Raw genomic sequence first — 20,036 nt, forward strand, 5'->3', positions numbered from 1 at the left:
TTTTTATGAGGTGAGGTAAGGTGATATGAATGTAGATTAATACGTGGCTTTCTTTTCTTTAGAGGAACATGTATAATAACGATAGCAAAAACCTTTAAAGAACAATTGTTCGTTTAACAAAGTGAGGCATCAAAATGAAGCAACCAGTTGTAGCGATTGTCGGGCCAACAGCAGTAGGGAAGACGTCTCTAAGTATTCAGGTCGCTAAGCGCTTTAATGGGGAAATCATTAGCGGAGATTCTATGCAAATCTATAAGGGGATGGATATCGGAACTGCGAAAGTGACCCAAGAAGAAATGGGCGGCGTTCCTCATTATATGATTGATATTAAAGATCCTGGTGATGAATTCTCTGTGGCAGAATTCCAAGACAGAGTTTCCAAGTACATAGAGGAAATTTCGGATAGAGGGAAGCTACCCATTATCGTTGGTGGGACAGGACTTTACATTCAATCGGTCTTGTACAATTTCCAATTTTCCAAAACAGCACGTGATGATCAGTTCAGACAAAATCTTGAGAACAAGATAAAAGAAGAAGGAGTCATGCCCTACTTTAATCGTTTGAAGCAAATTGATCCAGAACAGGCCTCTAAAGTTCATCCAAATAATATAAGAAGAGTGATTCGAGCGCTTGAAGTTTATGAATTAACAGGAATGACTATGAGTGAATACCAAGAAACTCAGCAACCTACTTCTCCGTATAATCCTATATTAATTGGTTTGAATATGGACAGAGAAGCACTTTACGAACGAATAAATAAGCGTGTAGATGATATGATTGAAGATGGTTTGCTGTCTGAGGTAAACCGACTGATCGATCAAGGATATGAAGATGCTCAAAGTATGCAAGCCATTGGCTATAAGGAGTTTCTTCCTTATTTACACAACCAACAACCTCTTTACGATGCAATAGAAGAGCTGAAGCAAAATTCACGGCGTTATGCAAAACGTCAACTTACATATTTTCGAAATAAAATGGACGTGGATTGGTATGAAATTTCAATAGAAACAGCTCCAGAAAAGTTTGAAGAAATTTTAACTGATTTAGCAGGAAAGCTGAATCAAATATAGAAATATAGTAAGCACAGATAGAAAAGAGGAGGAAGATTCATGGCTCAAACAGTGAATATCCAAGATCAATTTTTAAATACTCTTCGTAAGGAACATGTTCAAGTAACAGTATTTTTGCTTAACGGTTTCCAACTTCGCGGAGTCGTTAAAGCTTTCGATAATTTCACCGTTATGTTAGAAACCGACGGAAAGCAACAATTAATATTTAAACATGCGATTTCTACATTTGCTCCATCTAAGACCATTACGTTTGATAAAGAATAAGCTGAAAGCGGACTCTGTTTAGGGGTCCGCTTTTTCTTGTAAATAGGCTATTTGTAATACTAAAGCAGTAGAAACAGTTCACATACTAATATTCATTGGTTAAATATATAGGCATTTGTCACACCCCTCCTTATGATTGCGTATACTGTCAGTGAATAAGGGGTGATCCTATTGGATACGCAAGTGACCTATAAAAAGAATGGTCAGATCAATATTATGTTTCATGATAGGGAACATCAAGCAATCGAACATAGAGAAATTGCGGCAACTTCTTATGCAACGAATCCATTTCAACGTATCGATACACAATTCGAAGAATTCATAGGACTCGACCATTTAAAATCTACAGTTAAAGAAATTTATGCTAGTATTTATGTGAATCAAAAGCGGGAGGAAGCAGGCCTTAAGCCTTCAAAGCAAGTGCTTCATATGTTATTTAAAGGGAATCCAGGTACAGGTAAAACAACAGTGGCCCGAAAAATATCCGAACTATTTCATGAGATGAATGTTCTCTCAAAAGGTCATTTTATTGAAGCTGAACGTGCGGATCTTGTCGGAGAATACATTGGACATACAGCTCAGAAAACAAGGGATCTTGTAAAAAAGGCGATGGGTGGAGTTTTATTTATAGATGAAGCTTATTCATTAGCTCGTGGCGGGGAGAAAGATTTTGGAAAAGAAGCCATTGACACTTTAGTGAAACATATGGAAGACAATCATAATGATTTTATTTTGATTCTGGCGGGTTACCCTGATGAAATGGACCGGTTTTTACGCTTAAATCCTGGATTGAAGTCAAGGTTTCCAATTATATTAGATTTTAAAGATTATTCGATTGATGAACTCATGACGATTGCGAAGCAAATGGCGGCTGAACGAGAATATGAATTTTCAAAAGACGCAGAATGGAAGCTTAAAGATCACTTAATCCGAATGCAACAACATCGGGGGGGCGGTTTTTCAAATGGACGTTATATTCGAAACGTTATTGAACAGTCTATGCGCAAACAAGCGATGCGCATCATGAAGCAAAATCGTTATTCCGCACCAGAACTTATGCAAATAACAGGTCAGGATTTAATTTTTCAAACGAAGACTTAATGGTGCTCCTCGATAGAGAGGGGCTCCTTTTTGTGTATTAGAATAATGTTCTCATTTCGCTTTAAAAAAGGGTCTGTGTTATGATAAGGGCACAATTAGAAAGTTGAGGGATGTTGTTATGGAACAAGCAGTCATAGTAGCTTGCCAATTACCAAATACAGATGAAGAGCGCTTCCACTCTTCTATTGAAGAATTACAATCTTTAACAGAAACGGCTCATGGTCAAGTACATAAAATTTTTGTTCAAAAACGAAACAAAATACACCCTGCCCTATATATAGGGGAAGGAAAATTACAAGAAATTAAAGAGTATTTAGAGATGAATGACATTGGACTTGTCATTTTCAATGATGAGTTATCACCAGGTCAAATGAGTAAGCTGGCAGACTATTTGGATGTAGGTATCATTGATCGAACCCAGCTTATCCTTGATATATTTGCAAGAAGAGCGAATACAAAGGAAGGTAAGTTACAAGTGGAGCTTGCCCAACTTCAGTACATGCTACCCCGTATTTATGGACAAGGGAAGAATATGTCGAGGCTCGGTGGGGGTATTGGAACACGCGGCCCTGGTGAGACAAAGCTTGAAACAGATCGCCGACATATTAGGCGTCGTATAGACGATATTAAAATGCGCTTATCACAAGTAGTAAGCCAACGTAATCAGTATAGAAAGCGTCGTAAAGAAAATCGCGCTTTTCAGATAGCGGTTGTCGGCTACACGAACGCTGGTAAGTCTACTCTTTTCAATCGTCTGACTGACAGTGAATCGTTTGAAGAGAATCAGTTATTCGCAACTCTCGATCCACTTACACGTCAAATCCAATTGCCTTCAGGCTTTAGAGCCCTCTTATCTGATACGGTAGGGTTTATTCAAGACTTGCCTACAACTTTAATTGCAGCGTTCCGATCAACGTTAGAAGAAGTAACAGAAGCAGATTTCATATTGCATATGGTCGATGCTTCTCACAAAGATCACATTCAACATGAAAAAACCGTTCAACAGCTTTTAAATGACTTAGGAGCGGATCATTTACCGATGTTAACGGTTTATAATAAACGAGATCTTTTAGATGCGAATTTCTTTCCGGCAACATTGCCTGCAGTTACGATTAGCGCACATGATCCAATTGACTTAAAGCGCCTTTTAGATAAGATCGAAGAGGTAATGGTAGAAGATTGGGAACCTTTCCAAGTTTATATTCAAGCTTCGGAGAGTAACTTTCTTCATCGCATTGAGTCAAATTCAATCGTTAAAGAACGCGATTTCATTGAAGAGGATGAAAAGTACCTTGTGAAGGGTTGGATAGATAAAGAACATCCGCTTTACCGTCAACTAAAGAACAACCATAGAGGAGAAAAAGAATAAACAATGGAAAAAAATGAATTAGATCAATTAGCATTAGAAGCAGAACTTGATAGTAAGTCTATCCACGATTCGATCAATAAACTTGTCGAGCACAATCAAGAACGAGTTTTATCAGCGTTTAGAGACCAACAAGTAAGTGATTCCCATTTCAACCCTACTACTGGGTATGGTTACGATGATATGGGACGAGATAAATTAGAACAGGTTTACGCAGACGTTTTTGGGGGAGAAGATGCTCTTGTACGCCCTCAAATTGTTTCAGGTACACATGCCATTACCGTTTCGTTCTTTGGGTTGTTAAGACCCAATGATGAGCTACTCTATATAACCGGAGCCCCATATGACACATTAGAAGAAATCGTAGGCGTAAGAGGTTCAGGGAATGGCTCACTGAAGGACTTCCATATTGGCTACCATCATGTCGACCTTTTAGAGAATGGAGCAGTTGACTTTCAAGGAGTCCAAAAGTCAATAACTCCTCAAACAAAAGTAGTTGGAATACAGCGTTCAAAAGGATATGCAGATCGCCCTTCCTTCACGATTGCTGAAATAAAAGAAATGATTGAGTTTGTAAAAGAGATCAATCCTGAAATTATTGTTTTTGTCGACAACTGTTACGGAGAATTCGCAGAAGAGCAAGAACCGATTCACGTTGGGGCAGACCTTATAGCAGGGTCTTTAATAAAAAATCCTGGCGGTGGCTTAGCGCGAACAGGCGGTTATATTGCAGGTAAGGCAAGTCTGGTCGAACAATGTGCCAACCGTTTAACTGCACCTGGTTTAGGTAAAGAAACGGGGGCTACTCTTCACAGCTTGCAGGAAATGTATCAAGGGCTTTTCTTAGCACCTCACGTCGTAGGTGAAGCAATGAAGGGGGCTGTTTTTACATCCCGATTTTTAGAGAAGCTCGGGTTTATTACAACACCCCATTATAAGGCTAAGCGCACTGATTTAATACAATCCGTCACTTTTAATACAGCTGAACAAATGGTTTCATTCTGTCAAGAGATACAAAAAGCTTCACCTATTAACTCTCACGTGACACCATATCCAAGCTACATGCCTGGATATGAACATGATGTCATTATGGCAGCTGGGACGTTTGTACAAGGAGCCAGTCTTGAATTGACTGCAGATGGTCCTATACGTCCGCCATATACAGCTTTTGTGCAGGGTGGCTTAACTTATGCGCACGTGAAGATTGCAATTAAGATGGCAGTAATACGCTTATTAAAAATACCAGAATAATAAAAAACTAACATTCATTAAATATGGCCCCTATCTTTTTTAAAGGGGCTATATTTATGAGCAATTTAGCGAATAGAGGAGAACGTATGAATAAAACAAGGCTATTAATCCCAGTAATTTTAGCATTTACTTTCAACACCTCATTTTCTTCTATAGATGAACCAACAACTAATTTAGTAAGAGAAAAAGAGTCAGGTTCCGTTAGTTTCAAGAATCTAAGCCCTATGTTTCTAACAGGGGAGGTAAGCTATGTATCTAGTAAACTGTTATCACAAAAGCCAAATTGGAATGTTGCAGACTATGATTTATACGAAACATTTCAAGGGGAAGCGGAGTACATGTTTTTAAAAGCTGAATCATTTAAAAACCCTCTGAACGTCCCTTTACTAAACCAAATGGATGCACCCAGACTATATAATGGGTGTGAAGTCACTAGTTTAGCAATGGTATTAAATTATCATAACGTTGATGTAACAAAGAATGAGCTTGCAAACCAAATAGAGCGAGTCCCGCTTACTTATTCGAATGGTTTAAAGGGCAATCCAAATAAGGGTTTTGTTGGAGATATGGAAAATGGTCCTGGTTTATCGGTCTACCATGGACCTATTTATGAACTTGCCAAGTCATATGTGGGTGAACGGGCCGAGGATTTAACAGGCAGTGACCCTGAGACATTATATGAATTTGTAAAGGTTGGAAAACCAATATGGGTCATCACTACAGGAAATTTTGCCCCTACTAATGATTTCAAAACATGGGATACACCACACGGTGAGGTGGATGTAAGCTATAGTGTTCATAGTGTTGTTATAACAGGATACTCAGAAGAGTATGTCTATATTAATAATCCGTATGGAGAGAAAAACCAAAAGGTAGACCGGACCTTATTTGAAAAAGCCTTTAAGCAAATGGGGAGTCAGGCTATAGTGATTAAGTAAAAGGCTTCGGTGTGTATGGGCTTTCATTTGCGCCATGAAGGCTTTTGATAATATGTAAAAAAAGCTCACATGTATTGACAGAATATGATTCATTACATACAATGAAGATACATAAACGTTACGATAAGGAGGGCTAAATCATGAATGATGAACTACGAAGATCGATGCCTCTATTCCCGATAGGGATTGTAAAATCACTTACAGACCTTTCTGCACGACAGATTAGGTACTATGAAGAACATGATTTGATTCATCCTGTTCGCTCTGATGGAAATCGACGTTTATTTTCGTTCAATGATGTAGATCGTTTATTAGAAATTAAAGCATTAATTGAAAAAGGGGTTAACCTTGCAGGCATTAAGCAAGTGTTGTCCATGCAACCTCAACAACAAAATGATTACTCAGAAGAAGAGATTAAAGAAGTAAGAGAAGAGTTATCTGAGAAAGAGTTGCGAAAGATGCTTAAAAACGAACTGTTTCAAGCAAATAGGTTCGGGAAATCCTCGTTGCGTCAGGGAGAATTATCACGATTCTTCCATTAATATAAACTTATGTATACCGGGAGGAGAAAGTCGCTTATGGCAGCTAAATTGAGTAAGGATCAGATCCTTGAAAAGATCCAAGAAGAGAATGTTAAATTCATTCGATTACAATTTACAGACTTACTAGGAACGATTAAGAACGTAGAAATTCCATTCAGTCAGCTTGATAAAGCACTCGATAACCAAATGATGTTTGACGGGTCTTCCATTGAAGGCTTCGTACGTATTGAAGAATCTGATATGCTTTTATATCCTGATCTTGATACGTTTGTAGTATTTCCATGGACATCTGAAAAAGGGAAGGTAGCTCGCTTTATTTGTGATATTTACAATCCCGATGGTACACCATTTGAAGGGTGCCCGCGCTATAACTTGAAGCGTAACTTAAAGAAAATGGAAGAGCTTGGCTTCTCTGCCTTTAATCTTGGTACAGAACCTGAATTCTTCTTATTTAAGTTAGACGAAAAAGGCGAACCTACAATGGAGCTAAATGACCGTGGTGGTTATTTTGATTTAGCTCCAACAGATCTTGGTGAGAATTGTCGTCGTGACATTGTACTTGAACTAGAAGAGATGGGCTTCGAAATTGAAGCATCTCATCACGAGGTTGCTCCTGGGCAACACGAGATTGATTTCAAATACGCAGATGCTTTAAAACACTGCGATGATATCCAAACATTCAAACTGGTAGTTAAGACGATTGCTCGTAAACATGGTTTACACGCGACGTTTATGCCTAAACCCCTTTTCGGTGTTAATGGTTCAGGTATGCACTGTAATATGTCCTTGTTTAAAGATGGAACGAATTCTTTCTTCGACGAAAAAGGCGATCAGCAATTAAGTCAGACAGCTTATCAGTTTATTGCTGGTATTGTGAAGCATGCAACGAACTTTACAGCGGTGACAAACCCAACGGTTAACTCTTATAAACGTTTAGTACCTGGATATGAAGCTCCGTGTTATGTAGCTTGGTCTGGTCAGAACCGTAGCCCACTCATTCGTATACCGGCTTCACGTGGACTGAGTACACGCATTGAGGTTCGTAGTGTAGACCCTTCTGCAAACCCTTATCTAGCGATGGCTGTTCTGTTAGCTGCTGGACTTGATGGTGTTGAGAACGGTCTAAAAGCACCAACTCCAGTAGATCGCAATATTTACGTAATGGATAAAGAAGAGCGCATCAAACACGGCGTTCAAGACTTGCCGGCAACACTTTCTGACGCACTAGAGCTACTTAAAAAAGACGAAACAATGGTTAAAGCCCTGGGAGAACATCTATTTGAACATTTCATTGAAGCGAAAGAAATCGAATGGGATATGTTCCGTACACAGGTTCACCCATGGGAGCGCGAACAGTATTTATCAACTTACTAAGATTGAAAACCCTTGATGCCATTGGTGTCGAGGGTTTTTATTTTTTGGTCAAAAGTATATTGTTAAATCTCATAATCCTACTTGACCAAAATATGACCAAAAATATAAAGATCATTTTAGAAATTGTTTTGTATATGTTTCGAATTTGGTCATTGTTTCTTTTTCGATTTTCTTACTAACATGAGCATATACATCAGAGGTGATCTCAATACTTCCGTGGCCCAATCTTTCCTGAATGTATTTCATACTTGCTCCTGATTCTAATTGTAGAACTGCATGGGTGTGTCTTAAGGAATGAATAGGTAGGGAAGGAAGTTCAGCTCTCTTTAAGATGCGAGAAAAAGAATTAAATAAGGAAGACTTTGGCATGAAGTTACCGTCATTCCTTGCTAAAACAAGATCGAGATCATGATGGTATATATTGTTCAAAGCTAATTTGTTTTGGTTTTGATATTTCTTATGGTATTGCAAATCATTAGTGAGGGATTGGCTTATTGAAATACATCGTTTAGATGAGTAAGTTTTCGTATCACCAAAAAGCTCTTCTTTTTTCTTAGCACTAAAATCTAATGTTTTTGATATAGAGATTGTCCTTTCTTTTAAATCTACATCAGACCACTGAAGTGCAGCCGCTTCCCCTTTACGCATGCCAGTTTCTATTAGAACTTTAAAAAAGATCCAATAGATATACCCATATTTATAAGACTCTTGAAGAAAGTCAGGGATCTCACAGCTTTCAATAAATTCAATCTCTTTTTTCTTGCGTTCACCTTTAATAGTTACCCCATTACAAGGATTTGATTTGATTAAATTGATTTGAACAGCTTTTTTTAAAGCGTTTGACATAGTGGCATGCACAATCTCAACAGTTCGTTTACTATAACCTTGGTTGACTAATTGGCTAATGAACTTTTGATAAATCATTGGTTTTACATCATCGAGGTTAACATCTTTGAAGTATGGGATAATATGATTGGTAATGTTCGCTTGATGCAAGTTAAACGTATTTTTTCTAATAGTTCCTTCTTTATGCTCAAGTAGCCAATCGTTAAGGTATTTCTTTAAAGTAGGTGGACGTTGATAAAACCCCTCTTCTAATTCTTCTTCCATCACCCTTGCCGCAAGTTGAGCTTCTTTCTTAGTTTTAAATCCACTTTTTGATTTAACTTTGTGTTTATGCGTTAGCGGATCTTTATACGAAACTCTATATTCCCACTTTTCTCCTCTTTTGCGGAAAGTAGCCATATTATTCACCTCTCCATTTACAATACTAGATTAATTAAGCTTTGATGGTTAATTCAAATAACAGCCTCCTTTCATCAAGATTTTATTTATAGCCAACTCTATAGACTCTGTGTATATTGAATTGCTTTACCTATGATACGAACTGGATAAGTTTCATCGACTACAATAGGGTCAAACTCACTATTGTCGGGCATTAATAAAATGCGCTCTCCTTGCTTTCTAACCCTTTTTAAAGTAGCTTCTGTATCTCCGTTTACTAAAACTGCAGCAATTTCTCCAGTTTCTACATCTTCTTGTTGTCTAAATAAAACCTTTGAACCTTCAGGGATCGTAGGTTCCATAGACTTTCCTTTAGCTATAAGTCCAAAAACATTGCCTTTAGGCATCTGATCCGCAGGTACAGTAAAGTATCCCTCGATATTTTCCTCCGCAAGTATTGGGTCTCCACAAGCTATATTCCCTAAGATTGGAACGGAATAAGAGTCACTAGTCAGTTTGTATATATTAGAAGGTTTAACACTTTCTTCTAAAATATAGCTTTTTGGAAGATCAAAATGATCAGCGATTCTTTGAATAGCTCCCATTCTAGGCGATGATTTTTTTAAGATCCACTTACCTACAGTTGATTCAGACACACCTGCTATTTTACTCAGTTTTGATTGATTAATGTCATAATCGTTAAGAAGCTTTACTAAGTTATCAGAAATAATTTCTCTCATGCTCTTTTCAGTCAAAAACATTCCCTCCCTTCGTCTTAATTTAATTATGCACTATAATTGTAGCATTTTATTCTAGTAAATCAACATTTTTATAAACTAAAATAGAATTAATTTCTTGTTTCTCTTTACAATAGAATTTAATTCTAGTAACATAAAATTACAGAAAGGAGGTCAATGGATGGCGGATACTAAAGAAATGCCTCAAATAACTTTAAAAGCAGCAAGGGTTAATGCAGGCCTCAAACTAGTGGATGCTTCTAGACTTTTAGGCATTTCACATAGCACACTTGTAAAATGGGAGCGTAACCCTGGTACTGTCACACCAATATGGCAGAAAAAAATTCAAGAGATATATTCGTTTCCAATTGACTATATTTTTTTTGGAAGGTGAGTAGAATTTAATTCTAATAAGAGGTGAATAATTTGCTTAATATTGAAATCGACCAGTATCAAGCTAAAGAATTACTTAAGGAAAAAATTAATGAAGTAGTAAACAACATCGATACGGAGTTAGTTTATTGGGATACTGCAGAACTTAAACGAAGAACTTGCATGAGCTGGAACACTATCAAAGAATATTTCTTCTTTGATGAAAGGTGCCCTAAAGTCAAGTTGGGAGGAAAATACTACTTTCCTGCAGATAAAATGAAGCAGTTCTTGCTTCAATGGCTTGAAGAACAAAAGAATTGGAGCTCATAACGTGTTTAATATTAATTGGGGTAATAAGGAGGATCAAATGAGTAAAGCAGGTGATGTTCTTTTATTTCTCAGTAGTATGGCGTTTTTTTATATAGGTTTACTTATGAGTTAATCAGTAATGAAATTAAAGCTATAAAAAATTATTTAGGAGGTAGTCGCTTTGACAGATGAAGAAAATCAGAATCCTATTCTACAAAATGTTAAAACATTTAATGATTTTATTTCATTTAGCCAAAACATCGATATTGTTGAAGTAGAAAATCTTAGGAATACTGCTTTTTTCCAGTTTCTTGATGAGATTGTTGAACAATCTATGAATAGTGATGAGGGGATTACGTCTTTTGAAATTTTGGAAGGTCTTAATCGTGCTAATGAATATGCATTAGAGGAGTCAATGAAGACAGAAAAAACAAATACTTTACAGATTTTTGCACGACGTTTTAATCAAATAAAAGATTCTAAAGATAACTCTACTAAGGAAGCTCGTTTAACAAATCTCATGAACGATTTAGAGCAAGCCTTTAGGATTCCAGTTTTTCAAAACGATGTATTTGAAAAGAAATATCCAGAAGTAATTAAACTTTATCGAGATGTATCATTTGCACGTGACATGTAAGGAGGGATAGATGTTGAAAGCAACAGGGATTGTAAGAAAAGTAGATAACTTGGGGCGAATTGTGCTACCGATTGAACTTCGTAGAAGTTTAGGTGTTAACGTGAAGGATCCTATTGAAATCTATTTGGACAACGACAAAGTGGTTTTGAAAAAGTATCATCCAAGTGAAGAACGAAATAAAGCTCTAGAAAATCTGCGCTACCTAAAAAAAGGTGCAGATAATCAAGAGCTAGAGATAATTGAAGAACTCGTTAACTATGTGAATCGTTAACGAGTAAACAAAATTAAGTAGCAGCTTATTTTGTCTCAATTGTACTAATAATATCAAAATGCCTATGTAAGTGTAAATGAGCTATTGTTACCTCATCCCTTAGGATAGACATATTTCTTTTAAGACAAGAAACGTTATCCAGGGGATGTGGTTTTAATGAGAAACTAAGGTAAGAGGTGTTATAGGATGGCGAAATTTAGGCAAGTGCACACTACGTTTTGGGAAGATCCTAAAGTAACTGAGGATATGACTCCTGAAGATAAATACTTTTATCTATATTTACTGACAAACCCTAATACTACGCAAATTGGAGTCTACCAAATTACTAAGAAGAAGATGGCCTTTGACCTTGGCTATTCAATAGAGTCTATTAGAGCTTTAATGGAACGTTTTATAGAAAAACACAGTGTTATTCACTACAACGAAGAAACAAGAGAGGTAGCTTTATTGAATTGGGGGAAGTACAACTTAAATAAATCTGGAAAACCAGTAATGGATTTAATGAAAAAAGAGCTCGGTGAAGTTAAAGACACAACAATGTTAAAAGAAATTGCTAAGAATATAGAAAACGAAAAGGTTAATTGCTTATTTAAAGCCTTTTTTGACGACCCGTCTACGACCCGTGGTACGAGAGGGGGACAAGAAGAAGAACAAGAACAAGAAGAACAAGAACAAGAAGAACAAGAAGAAGGAGAACAAGAACAAGAAGATCAAGAACAGAAGTGTTTAGCTGGTAGTAGGAATGCTCACACATTTTACCAAAACAATATTGGCCCATTAAGTCCATTTATCTCTGAACAAATAACCAGCTATTGTGAAGATTCTTCAGACGAACTAGTAATCATGGCATTAAAAATCGCTTTAGAAAAGCAGAAGCAATGGGATTACACCAAGGGGATCTTGAATAAATGGTTTAACACAAACGTAAAAACCATAGAGCAAGCTGAGGCTGCTCAAGAACGTTACCGTAAGCAACATAAGGGAAGTCAACCACCTAACGATATGGCTGAAGATGAATATGACAAGTTATTTTAAGGAGGATTGCTGATGAACGGTTTTATAAGCCCAAAAGACTCTCCAATACTCCAAAACACCGGGATCCAACATATTGGAGACCGAACTTGTGAAAACTGTTGTTCGTCGGTTCCCATCTATTTAAGGGATGGCGAGGAAATAAGTGTTTGCCTAGCTTGCGACACTAAGAAATTAGCAGAAGAAAAGAGCAGTAAATACATTCCTCCCAAAAGACGTGAGCTGGTTAGCGTTTTGGAGCGAATAGAATACATTCCACCAGAGCTTCAGGAGGTAAATTTCGAAGATTACATTCCTAAGAAACCTGAACAGGAAGAAGCTATGAAACTAGTACATCAATTCATTAAAGGAGAACACAAGTCTTTGGTTTTTCAAGGTGCTCCAGGGACAGGTAAGTCTCATCTGTTCAGGTGTGCTGCTAGAGAAATGAAGCAAAAAACGATTGAGTATGAAGAAAACGGTAAGAAATGGACTGTACCTATAACGGTATTGTTTCTCAAGATACCTGAGTTAATGAAAACTATCCAAAGCACCTTTGGTAGTGGACGTAAAGATGGTTTAACAGAAGCTAAAATTTTAGATGCCATTACAAAAGTAGATGTATTAATACTCGATGAGATAGGTGGAGAACGATCTAAGTCTGATCCTAACGGTTTTGAATCTTGGAGCGGTGACATTCACTATCAAATTCTCGATCACAGACAAGGGGGCCGCAACTTATACAACCTCAACTATGATAGTAAGTCTGTGAAATCAAAATACGGAGAGGTTCAAGGCAAACGCATCCTCTCCAGAATGATGTTCGAAGCAAAGCACCATCATGTAGTCGGTCCAGATCATCGGATTATAGGTTTGAAATGATGGGAGGTACTGTTATTGACGATTCAAACGGAAGCGGATCGTGTATCCATTATAGAACAACTAACACTTGTTACAGGATACGGTCGTGAATATTACGAAAAGCTCTCTAATGATCAGCTGGATCACAAGATGAGAGAGTTATACGCACAATAAGAAAGGCGGGGAGAACATGTGTAGCATTTGCGGTGGAGAATATTCAGTCCGTACACCAGTTGATTATGGTTTTTTATATCAACCGTGTCCACAGTGCGGTTCACAATCTCAAGAAGAGCACGATAAAGAGTTTGCTGAACTCTACAGACGCCTGGATGAGGCAGAAGCTAGAAGTAAAAAGGGGAGGTCGGCATGAGTAAAGATCGCCTTTATATCGCTCTTGATAAGTGTAATTTGGATTGGTGGGAATCTGAGGTGAAGAGATTCCAAGAATATTGGGGCCAGGGCTATAGCTTTAAAGAAATAGCTAAGATGTTAAGACGGTCGCAGAAAGATGTATTGGCCTTGATGCTAGATCAAACAACGGAAGAACTTGTTTCCGGAAGACATGGAGGTTATTTAGGTAATGAATGGGGAGGAAAACTTGTTAAGAAAAGCGGTTAATGCTTCACGTCGGAGACAGTATTTGATCGATGTACTCCTTGATATGGATGTAGAAACTTCAGCTGATGGTACACCTATTAAAGAGCTGTCTCTCCATGAATTAGAAGTCCTGCACATTAGTAAGAAGTACCGGTTTGCTAATAGCGGGGTGAAGTCATGAAGCAAAATAGGCGAGCTGTGACTACGTACACTTTAAGCTCTGAGGAGCTAGAAAAGAAGCGGATAGGTGCTAAGTGCAATATTAACGATGGGCAGAATAGGAGAAAAGTAAGATATGAGTGGCCTGGTAACAAAGGGAAAGGCAAGAACTAATGGGGAAGCGTAAAGGCTGGAAGGTGATCTGATGGAACAACTGAATATTTTCGGTGAGATCGCTGAACATGGGTGGCCCAATAAAGGCGATGAGTTTCTGATTGAGGACGATGTGAAGATCAAGGTACTGTGCTTCAAGCGTACCTGGTCTTCCACTCAATCTAAAGAGCTCATCATTTGCACAGAAAAGAAGAGTCATTACGGAAAGGCTTATACGCTGGAAGAGTTCTCTGACAAGTTAGCAAATGCTCAGATCAGGAGAGCTTGAAGAAACAAAGTAAGCATTGTGTGTAATTCGAAGTGAGAGTAATAAAAATGGGTGTTTACATGGAAACGAAACATGACGCTTTTAACTTAACATTTAAAAAACATGAGGTATTTCCAAAAAGGTTGGTAGTTGTCGACGAATCAGATACGCCGGTGTTATGGCTTAACGAAGAAACAGGGAAGGTATAAAAAAAGCCTTGGTATCCCAAGGCAAGACTTTCTAAGCAGTTATGTAATCTATTATCATAGGTCCACCCTGATCATAAGAAACTATGATAATAGATTCATTAAACAATGTAATGGAATCTGTATTCATCACTTTATTTGTGCCAGCATAGTGAACGATCTTTCGAGTAGAGTATGTGTAGCCTTTTGAAATAGTGTAAAAGTAATTGGATAAGTCTTTCAATTCTTCTTGGTTTAAGAAAGCTTCGAAACTTTCAACAGAGTGAAGGTCTTTGGAGTAGAGATACTCATTCTCAGTAAGTGTAAAAGGTAAATTATTTTGGACTGAATCTTTAATGTTACTCCATGGCAAAATGTTTAAATCGCTATTATTAACTTGAATTGATGGAGTTCCTTCGCTATTAAGGATTGAAATTATGAGATCTTCGTTTATTATCTTTTTTACAAATGAAAGATTATCATCTTGAACAGTTTCACCAGGAGTATCCCTGATTAATGTTTCAATTTGAAAGACTTGTTCATCAGCAAGCCTTTCTCCCATACGCTCGGTATTAATTGTGTAGTGTCCCTCGTCATTCCTTTTCCAACTTTTAAGTGAAGGGTTGTTATTCATAATTGAAAAGCTCTTAAAGTTACTTGGTATTTCTCGAACCCCAAGTAAATCTGATATTTGTTTCAAGATCATTCTTAGCCCACCTTTTTTCTTAATAATTTATATATCGACCAAATATATAAATTATTTACAGGGAATTTGTCTTTTTGGATATAAAATCCATTTGGCGATTCAGTTTAATTAGTTTCAGATTGATGTGTTCATTAAATGGGTTCATTAATGAAGTTAGATGAAAAGGTGCACTAGGTTTACAAACATGATTAATAAGTAACGGAAACATTAAATTTCACAAAAGATATTATAGCTGAGGCGAAGAAGTAAGAGTTTAACGGGACAGAATGAAACAAAATGATAGTTGAGAATAATTGAGGGGGGTACCAATGTTCAACTTTTACTGCAGTTCTTGTGGAAAGCAATGGTGGTCAGTAAGAATTGAAGTAATATTATGTTGTGGATCTTATGTAGAGCACGTAGAAATGGAATATTAAAAAAGCCAGGGAAGGCCCTGACTCTTAATAGCTTATGTGGTGTAACTATTATAACATATTGGGGGTCTTGCCTGTGCGTTTACGTGAGGTAGAAGTAAATATAAATGATAACAAAATTAACTTTGATGTAGAAGGAGATCAGCCGTTTTGTGTAGTATATTGTGGAGGGAAGGCAAAAATTGCCGAATTACCTCCATATGGTGAGACAAAAGTCATAACTCATCAAGGGAAGGTGAAACGCTTGAAGTTTGATGAGGGGGAAGATTTTTAACTCAAATGACAAATTATGATGGAATGCTAAATAAGATTAAAAAGCTTTTGATTTTATTAATCATCTTAGCGCTTTTTTTACCAGTAATAGTAGTGGTTTGTTACTACTGGGGTGTAAATGAAAATGTTATGTCACTTTTATATAAGATACTGTCCTATGTAGGTGTTATTATCGGTGCAATAATCGGTATAAATAGTGCATTATACGCAGTTTTTATTAGTTTAAATCATCAAAGTAAGAATGAATTAAAGAAGGAAGCAACAAGAAAATTGCACTCTATTAATAAAATTAATGCAATTAATAATGATTTTACACTTGTATCCTTTAATGAAGGAATAGATCTACAAAGTTACAATATTAATGAAGCTTCAGCAAAATATATTAATAAGTTCCTTAGCTTTTACAATGATTTAATGGATAATGCATTAAATGAAGATATGGAATTCTATTATAACTGTGAGGAACTTTTTAAAGAGGTTAATTTTCTAATTAAAGTTTTATTAAACGCCTCTAAAAATGAGCATAAAATCGCAGATGTTAATCTGGGCGCTTCATTACTGAATTTAAAAATGCTTGATAAACAAAATACAAAGTCAATTATAGAGAGTTCTAATGATTTGTATAGAGAATTAGATGAACCCACCTTCGAGGAAAGGGGGTACTACAACATATATGAGTTAAGCTTTATTATTCGGAGTGAAATCAATACAAGGTTGAGAGAGTTATCTACTTTAACAAATGAACATAGGAATTCTCTATTAAAAACAATAAAAGAATAGGTTCTACCGGCCCACTGGAGGACACTGATTAAGTAAATTGCTAAATGCAATTGCTTGATTGGTGTCCTTTTTTATTTGCTTAGAAAGGGAGTATGGGAATGTCAGATCAACTAAGGGATCAACTGAAGAAGTACAAAAAGAAGCATGGCATTAAGACGCCAACACCAAAGAAGAGAAAGCGTAAGAAAAAGGCAGAGAACTTCTCTCATGATGATATTGAGGAGCTTGTGGGAATATATCGATCAACGTACAAAAAAGGTCGTGGCGGAGCTTATAAACAAAACTAGGGGTGTGATTCTAATGGTTAATAATCAATTGAGTTTCGAGTTACCTAAAATCAATCGTCAAGAAACAAAAGAGCGTGTGGAAGCTGCTCTTGAAAAGTATCGTATGTTCAAGCTCATGGAACCATTAGATGCTTCTACCAAGATCACGTCCTCATTCAAAGAGGTTGCGTCCAGCCCAAATGGACAGAATAGCTCTAAGACTGAAGAAGCTGCTATTCGAAAAGTGGACGATGAACGATACAGGGCTCAATACATGAAACGTATTGACCTGGCATTGAAGCGCTTGAATCGCAAGGAACATGCCATCATTACGAAGCGCTACATGGAAGATGATGATGTGTTTGATTACGAGACCTACAACGAGCTGGGGTATAGTGAGCGAACGTACTACCGCATAAAAGGTGATGCGTTCTACAAGCTGGCCTTCATATTAAAAATAGCTATGTATGAGGAGGTAGAATCATGAATTTAGTGCAACCGATACGGGATCCATTGATGATCCAGAAGATTAAAGACTACTTCCTAGTTGATAACGAACGGAACTACATGCTGTTTGTCATGGGGATCAACACAGGGCTTCGTATTTCGGACATTCTTCACCTGCAGGTAAAAGACGTTACGGGCATGCATATTAACCTACGAGAACAGAAGACACGCAAGCGAAAGAAGATCAGGATCACACCTCAGCTTCGACGGGAGGTCAAATGGTATGTGGAGGATAAGCAACCAGATGATTATTTGTTTAAGAGCAGAAAAGGGGTTAATCAGCCTATTGGACGGAGCATGGCATACAAGATATTAAGGAAAGCAGCAGATCATTTCAGACTCCAAGAAATCGGCACGCATACGCTTCGAAAGACATTCGGTTATCACTTCTACTTGCAGACAAAAAACACTGCTATGCTACAGGAGCTCTTTAATCATTCCAGCGAGAAGATCACGTTAATCTATATAGGTATTAACCAGGATACATTAGATAAAGCAATGTCAAAATTTAAAATCTAAACGTGGAGGAATATGGGAAATTGTGTAGAATAATACGAGTTGTAGAAATTTATTGGAGGTATTAAGATGACTGTAACATTGTATTATTCTAAGGTGAATGTTAGTTCACATATCTTAAAAGTATATGGTGATAAAGGATTGATGGGTGAAATCACCAACAAAATTTCAAATAACATAAAAGATAACATCACAGTTTCTAGGAAACAATTCTTACCAGATAAAGAGGGAGAAGAACGTTTCACTGAGAGAAAATATAAGTTTCATGCTATAGAAAAGAACTTTGGTGATGAATTAAACAATACAATTAAAGGGAAAATCGTAAAAGATAGTTTGATCTTTGCTTCAAAGTATGATGAGAAGACAGAACAACAGACTAAAGTTCCGATTGAGAGTAGCGAAGTAATTGATTTCTTCTATGATATAAAAAAGGAAATAGTGGTATTCCATACTCGGGATAGGTTTGGGTATGCGGACTTTACTGATGCGTTCCAAGAATTGTTGAATAAGAGCATGGAGAATGAAGAAGAAAAATTTTTATTTAAAGTGAGATTGGTAAGAAAAGGGTTAAGCGTTGAATTAATCAAGGAACAGTTAAAAGCTATTGGACAATTGCAAGAACTCAGAATAGAGATCGACCCTCCAAACCCAAACGATGATTTATTGGATAACATCCAGGATGATGGGGAAGAATATTTGGAAAGTATCAAACAGGGAAACATTACACAAAGAAGTGTATTATTTACATCAGATGCACCAGAAGGATTGAATGTAGATGCTAAGTTAATTAACAAAGAAATTAATCAGATCGATAAGATACACTCAAAACTCTCGGCAGAAAAAGCAACTAAAAATGGTTATGTTTATGTAGGGGCTAGAAATAAAGCTGGAAGAAGTTATTCGACTAAGCAAAACGAACTTGTTAGAGAGAGGGTTGAGGATTTACCTAGCAACCCAAAAGAGTTTGCTTTATTCTGTAAAAAGAAGGTTAGCGAGATGTTACGATCCGTCTTGTAGGAGGAGATCGTGTTATGAAACAAATGGGGAAAAGAATGTTTGATAGGTTTAAAGAGAACCGCAAATGGAAGGACTATGTAAACGCTCGGCAATTTGAATGTAAGGTATCATTTGTATTCGCCTTAATTTTTGTCGTACTTGCTGTTACAGCTGATTTTCATGAGAATTTTAACACTTACGTTCCAATGCTTAGGAATGTAACATTGTATATAGTTCAAGCCCTTATAGGGGTAATTGGAATAATTATTGCTGGAGTCACAATAGTGTTTAGTGTATTTAATAAAGATGTGGTAAAGTCCATTGAACGAGCAAGTAAAGCAAATGTGCAAAATTTAGTGGTAAGCTTTGAGTTTTTAGCTTTTAATGTAGGTGTGGGAATTTTCTTGTTTTTAATAATACATTTCAGCTTATACTCAACGTTCTCGTTATTTAGTGAATATTTATTATACTTTTCTTATGGGATAGTAACATACTTTTTGTTTTTTATAATTTTTTATTCCATCAGTTTGATAAGTAATATAGTTAGAATGTTTTATATATCAACTATATATGAAGGTATTAATGAGCATGAAAAAACTATTTATCATGTAGTAAATGAAGTGAGAATCGATTACATTTTAAATACCTTGTTAAAAGGGACCGATATTAAGAAAGAAGATTTCCTGAAGTCTTTAGATGAGATGGTAGAGGTTAGTAATGTAAACGATAAAGAAGCGATAAAGAGATATCTGGAGCAATACTACAGGTAATATTGATTATTACATTCGCGTAAAGTAAAAAAACACCTTAAGTAAGGTGTTTTTTTATTTGCTGAAATTCGAAGGATAATAATGGGTGATGTCGAAATAAAACCAGAGCAAGATAGAAT

General features: G+C 36.7%; 30 protein-coding genes. 27 read left to right on the forward strand and 3 right to left on the reverse strand.

Features of this window, described 5'->3' with window-relative positions; genetic code table 11:
• The first annotated feature begins 134 nt into the window (after positions 1–134).
• From miaA to glnA, 8 genes are all read left to right on the forward strand, one after another.
• Complete coding sequence (gene miaA, locus ACYX4O_RS09605; RefSeq protein ID WP_476356682.1) at positions 135–1,070, forward strand: tRNA (adenosine(37)-N6)-dimethylallyltransferase MiaA; 936 nt, start codon at positions 135–137, stop codon at positions 1,068–1,070.
• A gap of 39 nt (positions 1,071–1,109) precedes the next feature.
• Complete coding sequence (gene hfq / locus ACYX4O_RS09610) at positions 1,110–1,334, forward strand: RNA chaperone Hfq (protein ID WP_476356684.1); 225 nt, start codon at positions 1,110–1,112, stop codon at positions 1,332–1,334.
• A 171-nt stretch (positions 1,335–1,505) separates the two neighbouring features.
• Positions 1,506–2,435 carry a stage V sporulation protein K gene (spoVK, locus tag ACYX4O_RS09615; RefSeq protein WP_476356686.1) on the forward strand — a complete coding sequence of 310 codons (930 nt, stop codon included), beginning with the start codon at positions 1,506–1,508 and terminating at the stop codon, positions 2,433–2,435.
• Between the two features lie 118 nt (positions 2,436–2,553).
• Entirely contained in the window at positions 2,554–3,804 is a 1,251-nt protein-coding gene (gene hflX / locus ACYX4O_RS09620) for a GTPase HflX (protein ID WP_476356688.1), read from the forward strand.
• Positions 3,805–3,807: 3 nt separating this feature from the next.
• Complete coding sequence (locus tag ACYX4O_RS09625; RefSeq protein WP_476356690.1) at positions 3,808–5,052, forward strand: methionine gamma-lyase family protein; 1,245 nt, start codon at positions 3,808–3,810, stop codon at positions 5,050–5,052.
• A gap of 56 nt (positions 5,053–5,108) precedes the next feature.
• Positions 5,109–5,990 (forward strand): C39 family peptidase, encoded by an 882-nt coding sequence (locus ACYX4O_RS09630; RefSeq protein WP_476356692.1) that lies wholly within the window; start codon positions 5,109–5,111, stop codon positions 5,988–5,990.
• A gap of 140 nt (positions 5,991–6,130) precedes the next feature.
• Positions 6,131–6,532 (forward strand): MerR family transcriptional regulator, encoded by a 402-nt coding sequence (locus tag ACYX4O_RS09635; protein ID WP_476356694.1) that lies wholly within the window; start codon positions 6,131–6,133, stop codon positions 6,530–6,532.
• A gap of 36 nt (positions 6,533–6,568) precedes the next feature.
• On the forward strand, positions 6,569–7,906 hold the full coding sequence (gene glnA, locus ACYX4O_RS09640) for a type I glutamate--ammonia ligase (RefSeq protein ID WP_476356696.1): 1,338 nt from the start codon (positions 6,569–6,571) through the stop codon (positions 7,904–7,906).
• A 111-nt stretch (positions 7,907–8,017) separates the two neighbouring features.
• Here the strand turns inward: glnA and ACYX4O_RS09645 are convergent, their stop codons facing one another.
• A complete protein-coding gene (locus tag ACYX4O_RS09645; RefSeq protein ID WP_476357075.1) occupies positions 8,018–9,151 on the reverse strand; it encodes a site-specific integrase in 1,134 nt (377 codons plus the stop codon).
• Between the two features lie 98 nt (positions 9,152–9,249).
• Complete coding sequence (locus tag ACYX4O_RS09650; RefSeq protein ID WP_476356698.1) at positions 9,250–9,885, reverse strand: LexA family protein; 636 nt, start codon at positions 9,883–9,885, stop codon at positions 9,250–9,252.
• Positions 9,886–10,048: 163 nt separating this feature from the next.
• Here ACYX4O_RS09650 and ACYX4O_RS09655 point away from each other — a divergent pair, with 163 nt between their 5' ends.
• The 12 genes from ACYX4O_RS09655 (at position 10,049) to ACYX4O_RS09710 (ending at position 14,714) form a co-directional block, all read left to right on the forward strand.
• Entirely contained in the window at positions 10,049–10,261 is a 213-nt protein-coding gene (locus ACYX4O_RS09655) for a helix-turn-helix domain-containing protein (protein ID WP_476356700.1), read from the forward strand.
• A 32-nt stretch (positions 10,262–10,293) separates the two neighbouring features.
• Positions 10,294–10,569, forward strand: a complete 276-nt coding sequence (locus ACYX4O_RS09660) for a group-specific protein (RefSeq protein WP_476356702.1) — start codon at positions 10,294–10,296, stop codon at positions 10,567–10,569.
• A 160-nt stretch (positions 10,570–10,729) separates the two neighbouring features.
• Positions 10,730–11,185 carry a hypothetical protein gene (locus ACYX4O_RS09665; RefSeq protein ID WP_476356704.1) on the forward strand — a complete coding sequence of 152 codons (456 nt, stop codon included), beginning with the start codon at positions 10,730–10,732 and terminating at the stop codon, positions 11,183–11,185.
• 13 nt (positions 11,186–11,198) lie between these two features.
• A complete protein-coding gene (locus tag ACYX4O_RS09670) occupies positions 11,199–11,456 on the forward strand; it encodes an AbrB/MazE/SpoVT family DNA-binding domain-containing protein (protein ID WP_476357077.1) in 258 nt (85 codons plus the stop codon).
• Between the two features lie 186 nt (positions 11,457–11,642).
• Positions 11,643–12,491: a DnaD domain-containing protein gene (locus tag ACYX4O_RS09675; protein WP_476356706.1), complete on the forward strand. Its 849-nt coding sequence runs from the start codon at positions 11,643–11,645 to the stop codon at positions 12,489–12,491.
• A 12-nt stretch (positions 12,492–12,503) separates the two neighbouring features.
• Positions 12,504–13,349: a P-loop NTPase family protein gene (locus ACYX4O_RS09680; protein WP_476356707.1), complete on the forward strand. Its 846-nt coding sequence runs from the start codon at positions 12,504–12,506 to the stop codon at positions 13,347–13,349.
• Positions 13,350–13,364: 15 nt separating this feature from the next.
• On the forward strand, positions 13,365–13,502 hold the full coding sequence (locus ACYX4O_RS09685) for a hypothetical protein (RefSeq protein ID WP_476356709.1): 138 nt from the start codon (positions 13,365–13,367) through the stop codon (positions 13,500–13,502).
• Positions 13,503–13,518: 16 nt separating this feature from the next.
• Positions 13,519–13,698, forward strand: a complete 180-nt coding sequence (locus tag ACYX4O_RS09690; RefSeq protein WP_476356711.1) for a hypothetical protein — start codon at positions 13,519–13,521, stop codon at positions 13,696–13,698.
• Positions 13,695–13,946 (forward strand): helix-turn-helix domain containing protein, encoded by a 252-nt coding sequence (locus ACYX4O_RS09695; protein WP_476356713.1) that lies wholly within the window; start codon positions 13,695–13,697, stop codon positions 13,944–13,946. Before ACYX4O_RS09690 ends, ACYX4O_RS09695 begins: the two co-directional genes overlap by 4 nt.
• Before the next feature lie 22 nt (positions 13,947–13,968).
• The gene (locus ACYX4O_RS09700; RefSeq protein WP_476356715.1) at positions 13,969–14,106 is read left to right on the forward strand and encodes a hypothetical protein; all 138 of its coding nucleotides are present in this window, start codon (positions 13,969–13,971) and stop codon (positions 14,104–14,106) included.
• A gap of 183 nt (positions 14,107–14,289) precedes the next feature.
• Positions 14,290–14,526 carry a hypothetical protein gene (locus ACYX4O_RS09705; protein WP_476356717.1) on the forward strand — a complete coding sequence of 79 codons (237 nt, stop codon included), beginning with the start codon at positions 14,290–14,292 and terminating at the stop codon, positions 14,524–14,526.
• A gap of 59 nt (positions 14,527–14,585) precedes the next feature.
• A complete protein-coding gene (locus ACYX4O_RS09710; protein WP_476356719.1) occupies positions 14,586–14,714 on the forward strand; it encodes a hypothetical protein in 129 nt (42 codons plus the stop codon).
• Positions 14,715–14,745: 31 nt separating this feature from the next.
• Here the strand turns inward: ACYX4O_RS09710 and ACYX4O_RS09715 are convergent, their stop codons facing one another.
• On the reverse strand, positions 14,746–15,396 hold the full coding sequence (locus ACYX4O_RS09715; protein ID WP_476356721.1) for a hypothetical protein: 651 nt from the start codon (positions 15,394–15,396) through the stop codon (positions 14,746–14,748).
• A 489-nt stretch (positions 15,397–15,885) separates the two neighbouring features.
• Between ACYX4O_RS09715 and ACYX4O_RS09720 the strand changes: the two genes are divergently transcribed.
• The 7 genes from ACYX4O_RS09720 to ACYX4O_RS09750 all read left to right on the forward strand — a co-directional run bounded on the left by ACYX4O_RS09720 (position 15,886) and on the right by ACYX4O_RS09750 (position 19,917).
• Positions 15,886–16,083 carry an XtrA/YqaO family protein gene (locus ACYX4O_RS09720; protein WP_476356723.1) on the forward strand — a complete coding sequence of 66 codons (198 nt, stop codon included), beginning with the start codon at positions 15,886–15,888 and terminating at the stop codon, positions 16,081–16,083.
• Between the two features lie 5 nt (positions 16,084–16,088).
• Positions 16,089–16,862 carry a hypothetical protein gene (locus ACYX4O_RS09725; protein ID WP_476356725.1) on the forward strand — a complete coding sequence of 258 codons (774 nt, stop codon included), beginning with the start codon at positions 16,089–16,091 and terminating at the stop codon, positions 16,860–16,862.
• 98 nt (positions 16,863–16,960) lie between these two features.
• Positions 16,961–17,149, forward strand: a complete 189-nt coding sequence (locus tag ACYX4O_RS09730) for a hypothetical protein (RefSeq protein WP_476356727.1) — start codon at positions 16,961–16,963, stop codon at positions 17,147–17,149.
• A gap of 13 nt (positions 17,150–17,162) precedes the next feature.
• Positions 17,163–17,615 carry an ArpU family phage packaging/lysis transcriptional regulator gene (locus ACYX4O_RS09735; RefSeq protein WP_476356729.1) on the forward strand — a complete coding sequence of 151 codons (453 nt, stop codon included), beginning with the start codon at positions 17,163–17,165 and terminating at the stop codon, positions 17,613–17,615.
• On the forward strand, positions 17,612–18,154 hold the full coding sequence (locus ACYX4O_RS09740) for a site-specific integrase (RefSeq protein WP_476356731.1): 543 nt from the start codon (positions 17,612–17,614) through the stop codon (positions 18,152–18,154). Before ACYX4O_RS09735 ends, ACYX4O_RS09740 begins: the two co-directional genes overlap by 4 nt.
• A gap of 66 nt (positions 18,155–18,220) precedes the next feature.
• Positions 18,221–19,168: a DUF4747 family protein gene (locus tag ACYX4O_RS09745; RefSeq protein ID WP_476356732.1), complete on the forward strand. Its 948-nt coding sequence runs from the start codon at positions 18,221–18,223 to the stop codon at positions 19,166–19,168.
• Between the two features lie 14 nt (positions 19,169–19,182).
• Positions 19,183–19,917 (forward strand): hypothetical protein, encoded by a 735-nt coding sequence (locus tag ACYX4O_RS09750; protein WP_476356734.1) that lies wholly within the window; start codon positions 19,183–19,185, stop codon positions 19,915–19,917.
• Positions 19,918–20,036 lie beyond the last annotated feature (119 nt).

It is taken from the genome of Pontibacillus sp. ABV4_188, assembly GCF_056311905.1.

What these genes read in the sequence shown, in the direction of transcription:
- miaA (WP_476356682.1), top strand. Translation starts at nt 135, where the DNA reads ATGAAGCAACCAGTTGTAGCGATTGTCGGGCCAACAGCAGTAGGGAAG.
- hfq (WP_476356684.1), top strand. Translation starts at nt 1,110, where the DNA reads ATGGCTCAAACAGTGAATATCCAAGATCAATTTTTAAATACTCTTCGT.
- hflX (WP_476356688.1), top strand. Translation starts at nt 2,554, where the DNA reads ATGGAACAAGCAGTCATAGTAGCTTGCCAATTACCAAATACAGATGAA.
- ACYX4O_RS09625 (WP_476356690.1), top strand. Translation starts at nt 3,808, where the DNA reads ATGGAAAAAAATGAATTAGATCAATTAGCATTAGAAGCAGAACTTGAT.
- ACYX4O_RS09630 (WP_476356692.1), top strand. Translation starts at nt 5,109, where the DNA reads ATGAGCAATTTAGCGAATAGAGGAGAACGTATGAATAAAACAAGGCTA.
- ACYX4O_RS09635 (WP_476356694.1), top strand. Translation starts at nt 6,131, where the DNA reads ATGAATGATGAACTACGAAGATCGATGCCTCTATTCCCGATAGGGATT.
- glnA (WP_476356696.1), top strand. Translation starts at nt 6,569, where the DNA reads ATGGCAGCTAAATTGAGTAAGGATCAGATCCTTGAAAAGATCCAAGAA.
- ACYX4O_RS09645 (WP_476357075.1), bottom strand. Translation starts at nt 9,151, where the DNA reads ATGGCTACTTTCCGCAAAAGAGGAGAAAAGTGGGAATATAGAGTTTCG.
- ACYX4O_RS09655 (WP_476356700.1), top strand. Translation starts at nt 10,049, where the DNA reads ATGGCGGATACTAAAGAAATGCCTCAAATAACTTTAAAAGCAGCAAGG.
- ACYX4O_RS09675 (WP_476356706.1), top strand. Translation starts at nt 11,643, where the DNA reads ATGGCGAAATTTAGGCAAGTGCACACTACGTTTTGGGAAGATCCTAAA.
- ACYX4O_RS09680 (WP_476356707.1), top strand. Translation starts at nt 12,504, where the DNA reads ATGAACGGTTTTATAAGCCCAAAAGACTCTCCAATACTCCAAAACACC.
- ACYX4O_RS09690 (WP_476356711.1), top strand. Translation starts at nt 13,519, where the DNA reads ATGTGTAGCATTTGCGGTGGAGAATATTCAGTCCGTACACCAGTTGAT.
- ACYX4O_RS09695 (WP_476356713.1), top strand. Translation starts at nt 13,695, where the DNA reads ATGAGTAAAGATCGCCTTTATATCGCTCTTGATAAGTGTAATTTGGAT.
- ACYX4O_RS09705 (WP_476356717.1), top strand. Translation starts at nt 14,290, where the DNA reads ATGGAACAACTGAATATTTTCGGTGAGATCGCTGAACATGGGTGGCCC.
- ACYX4O_RS09710 (WP_476356719.1), top strand. Translation starts at nt 14,586, where the DNA reads ATGGAAACGAAACATGACGCTTTTAACTTAACATTTAAAAAACATGAG.
- ACYX4O_RS09715 (WP_476356721.1), bottom strand. Translation starts at nt 15,396, where the DNA reads ATGATCTTGAAACAAATATCAGATTTACTTGGGGTTCGAGAAATACCA.
- ACYX4O_RS09725 (WP_476356725.1), top strand. Translation starts at nt 16,089, where the DNA reads ATGACAAATTATGATGGAATGCTAAATAAGATTAAAAAGCTTTTGATT.
- ACYX4O_RS09730 (WP_476356727.1), top strand. Translation starts at nt 16,961, where the DNA reads ATGTCAGATCAACTAAGGGATCAACTGAAGAAGTACAAAAAGAAGCAT.
- ACYX4O_RS09735 (WP_476356729.1), top strand. Translation starts at nt 17,163, where the DNA reads ATGGTTAATAATCAATTGAGTTTCGAGTTACCTAAAATCAATCGTCAA.
- ACYX4O_RS09740 (WP_476356731.1), top strand. Translation starts at nt 17,612, where the DNA reads ATGAATTTAGTGCAACCGATACGGGATCCATTGATGATCCAGAAGATT.
- ACYX4O_RS09745 (WP_476356732.1), top strand. Translation starts at nt 18,221, where the DNA reads ATGACTGTAACATTGTATTATTCTAAGGTGAATGTTAGTTCACATATC.
- ACYX4O_RS09750 (WP_476356734.1), top strand. Translation starts at nt 19,183, where the DNA reads ATGAAACAAATGGGGAAAAGAATGTTTGATAGGTTTAAAGAGAACCGC.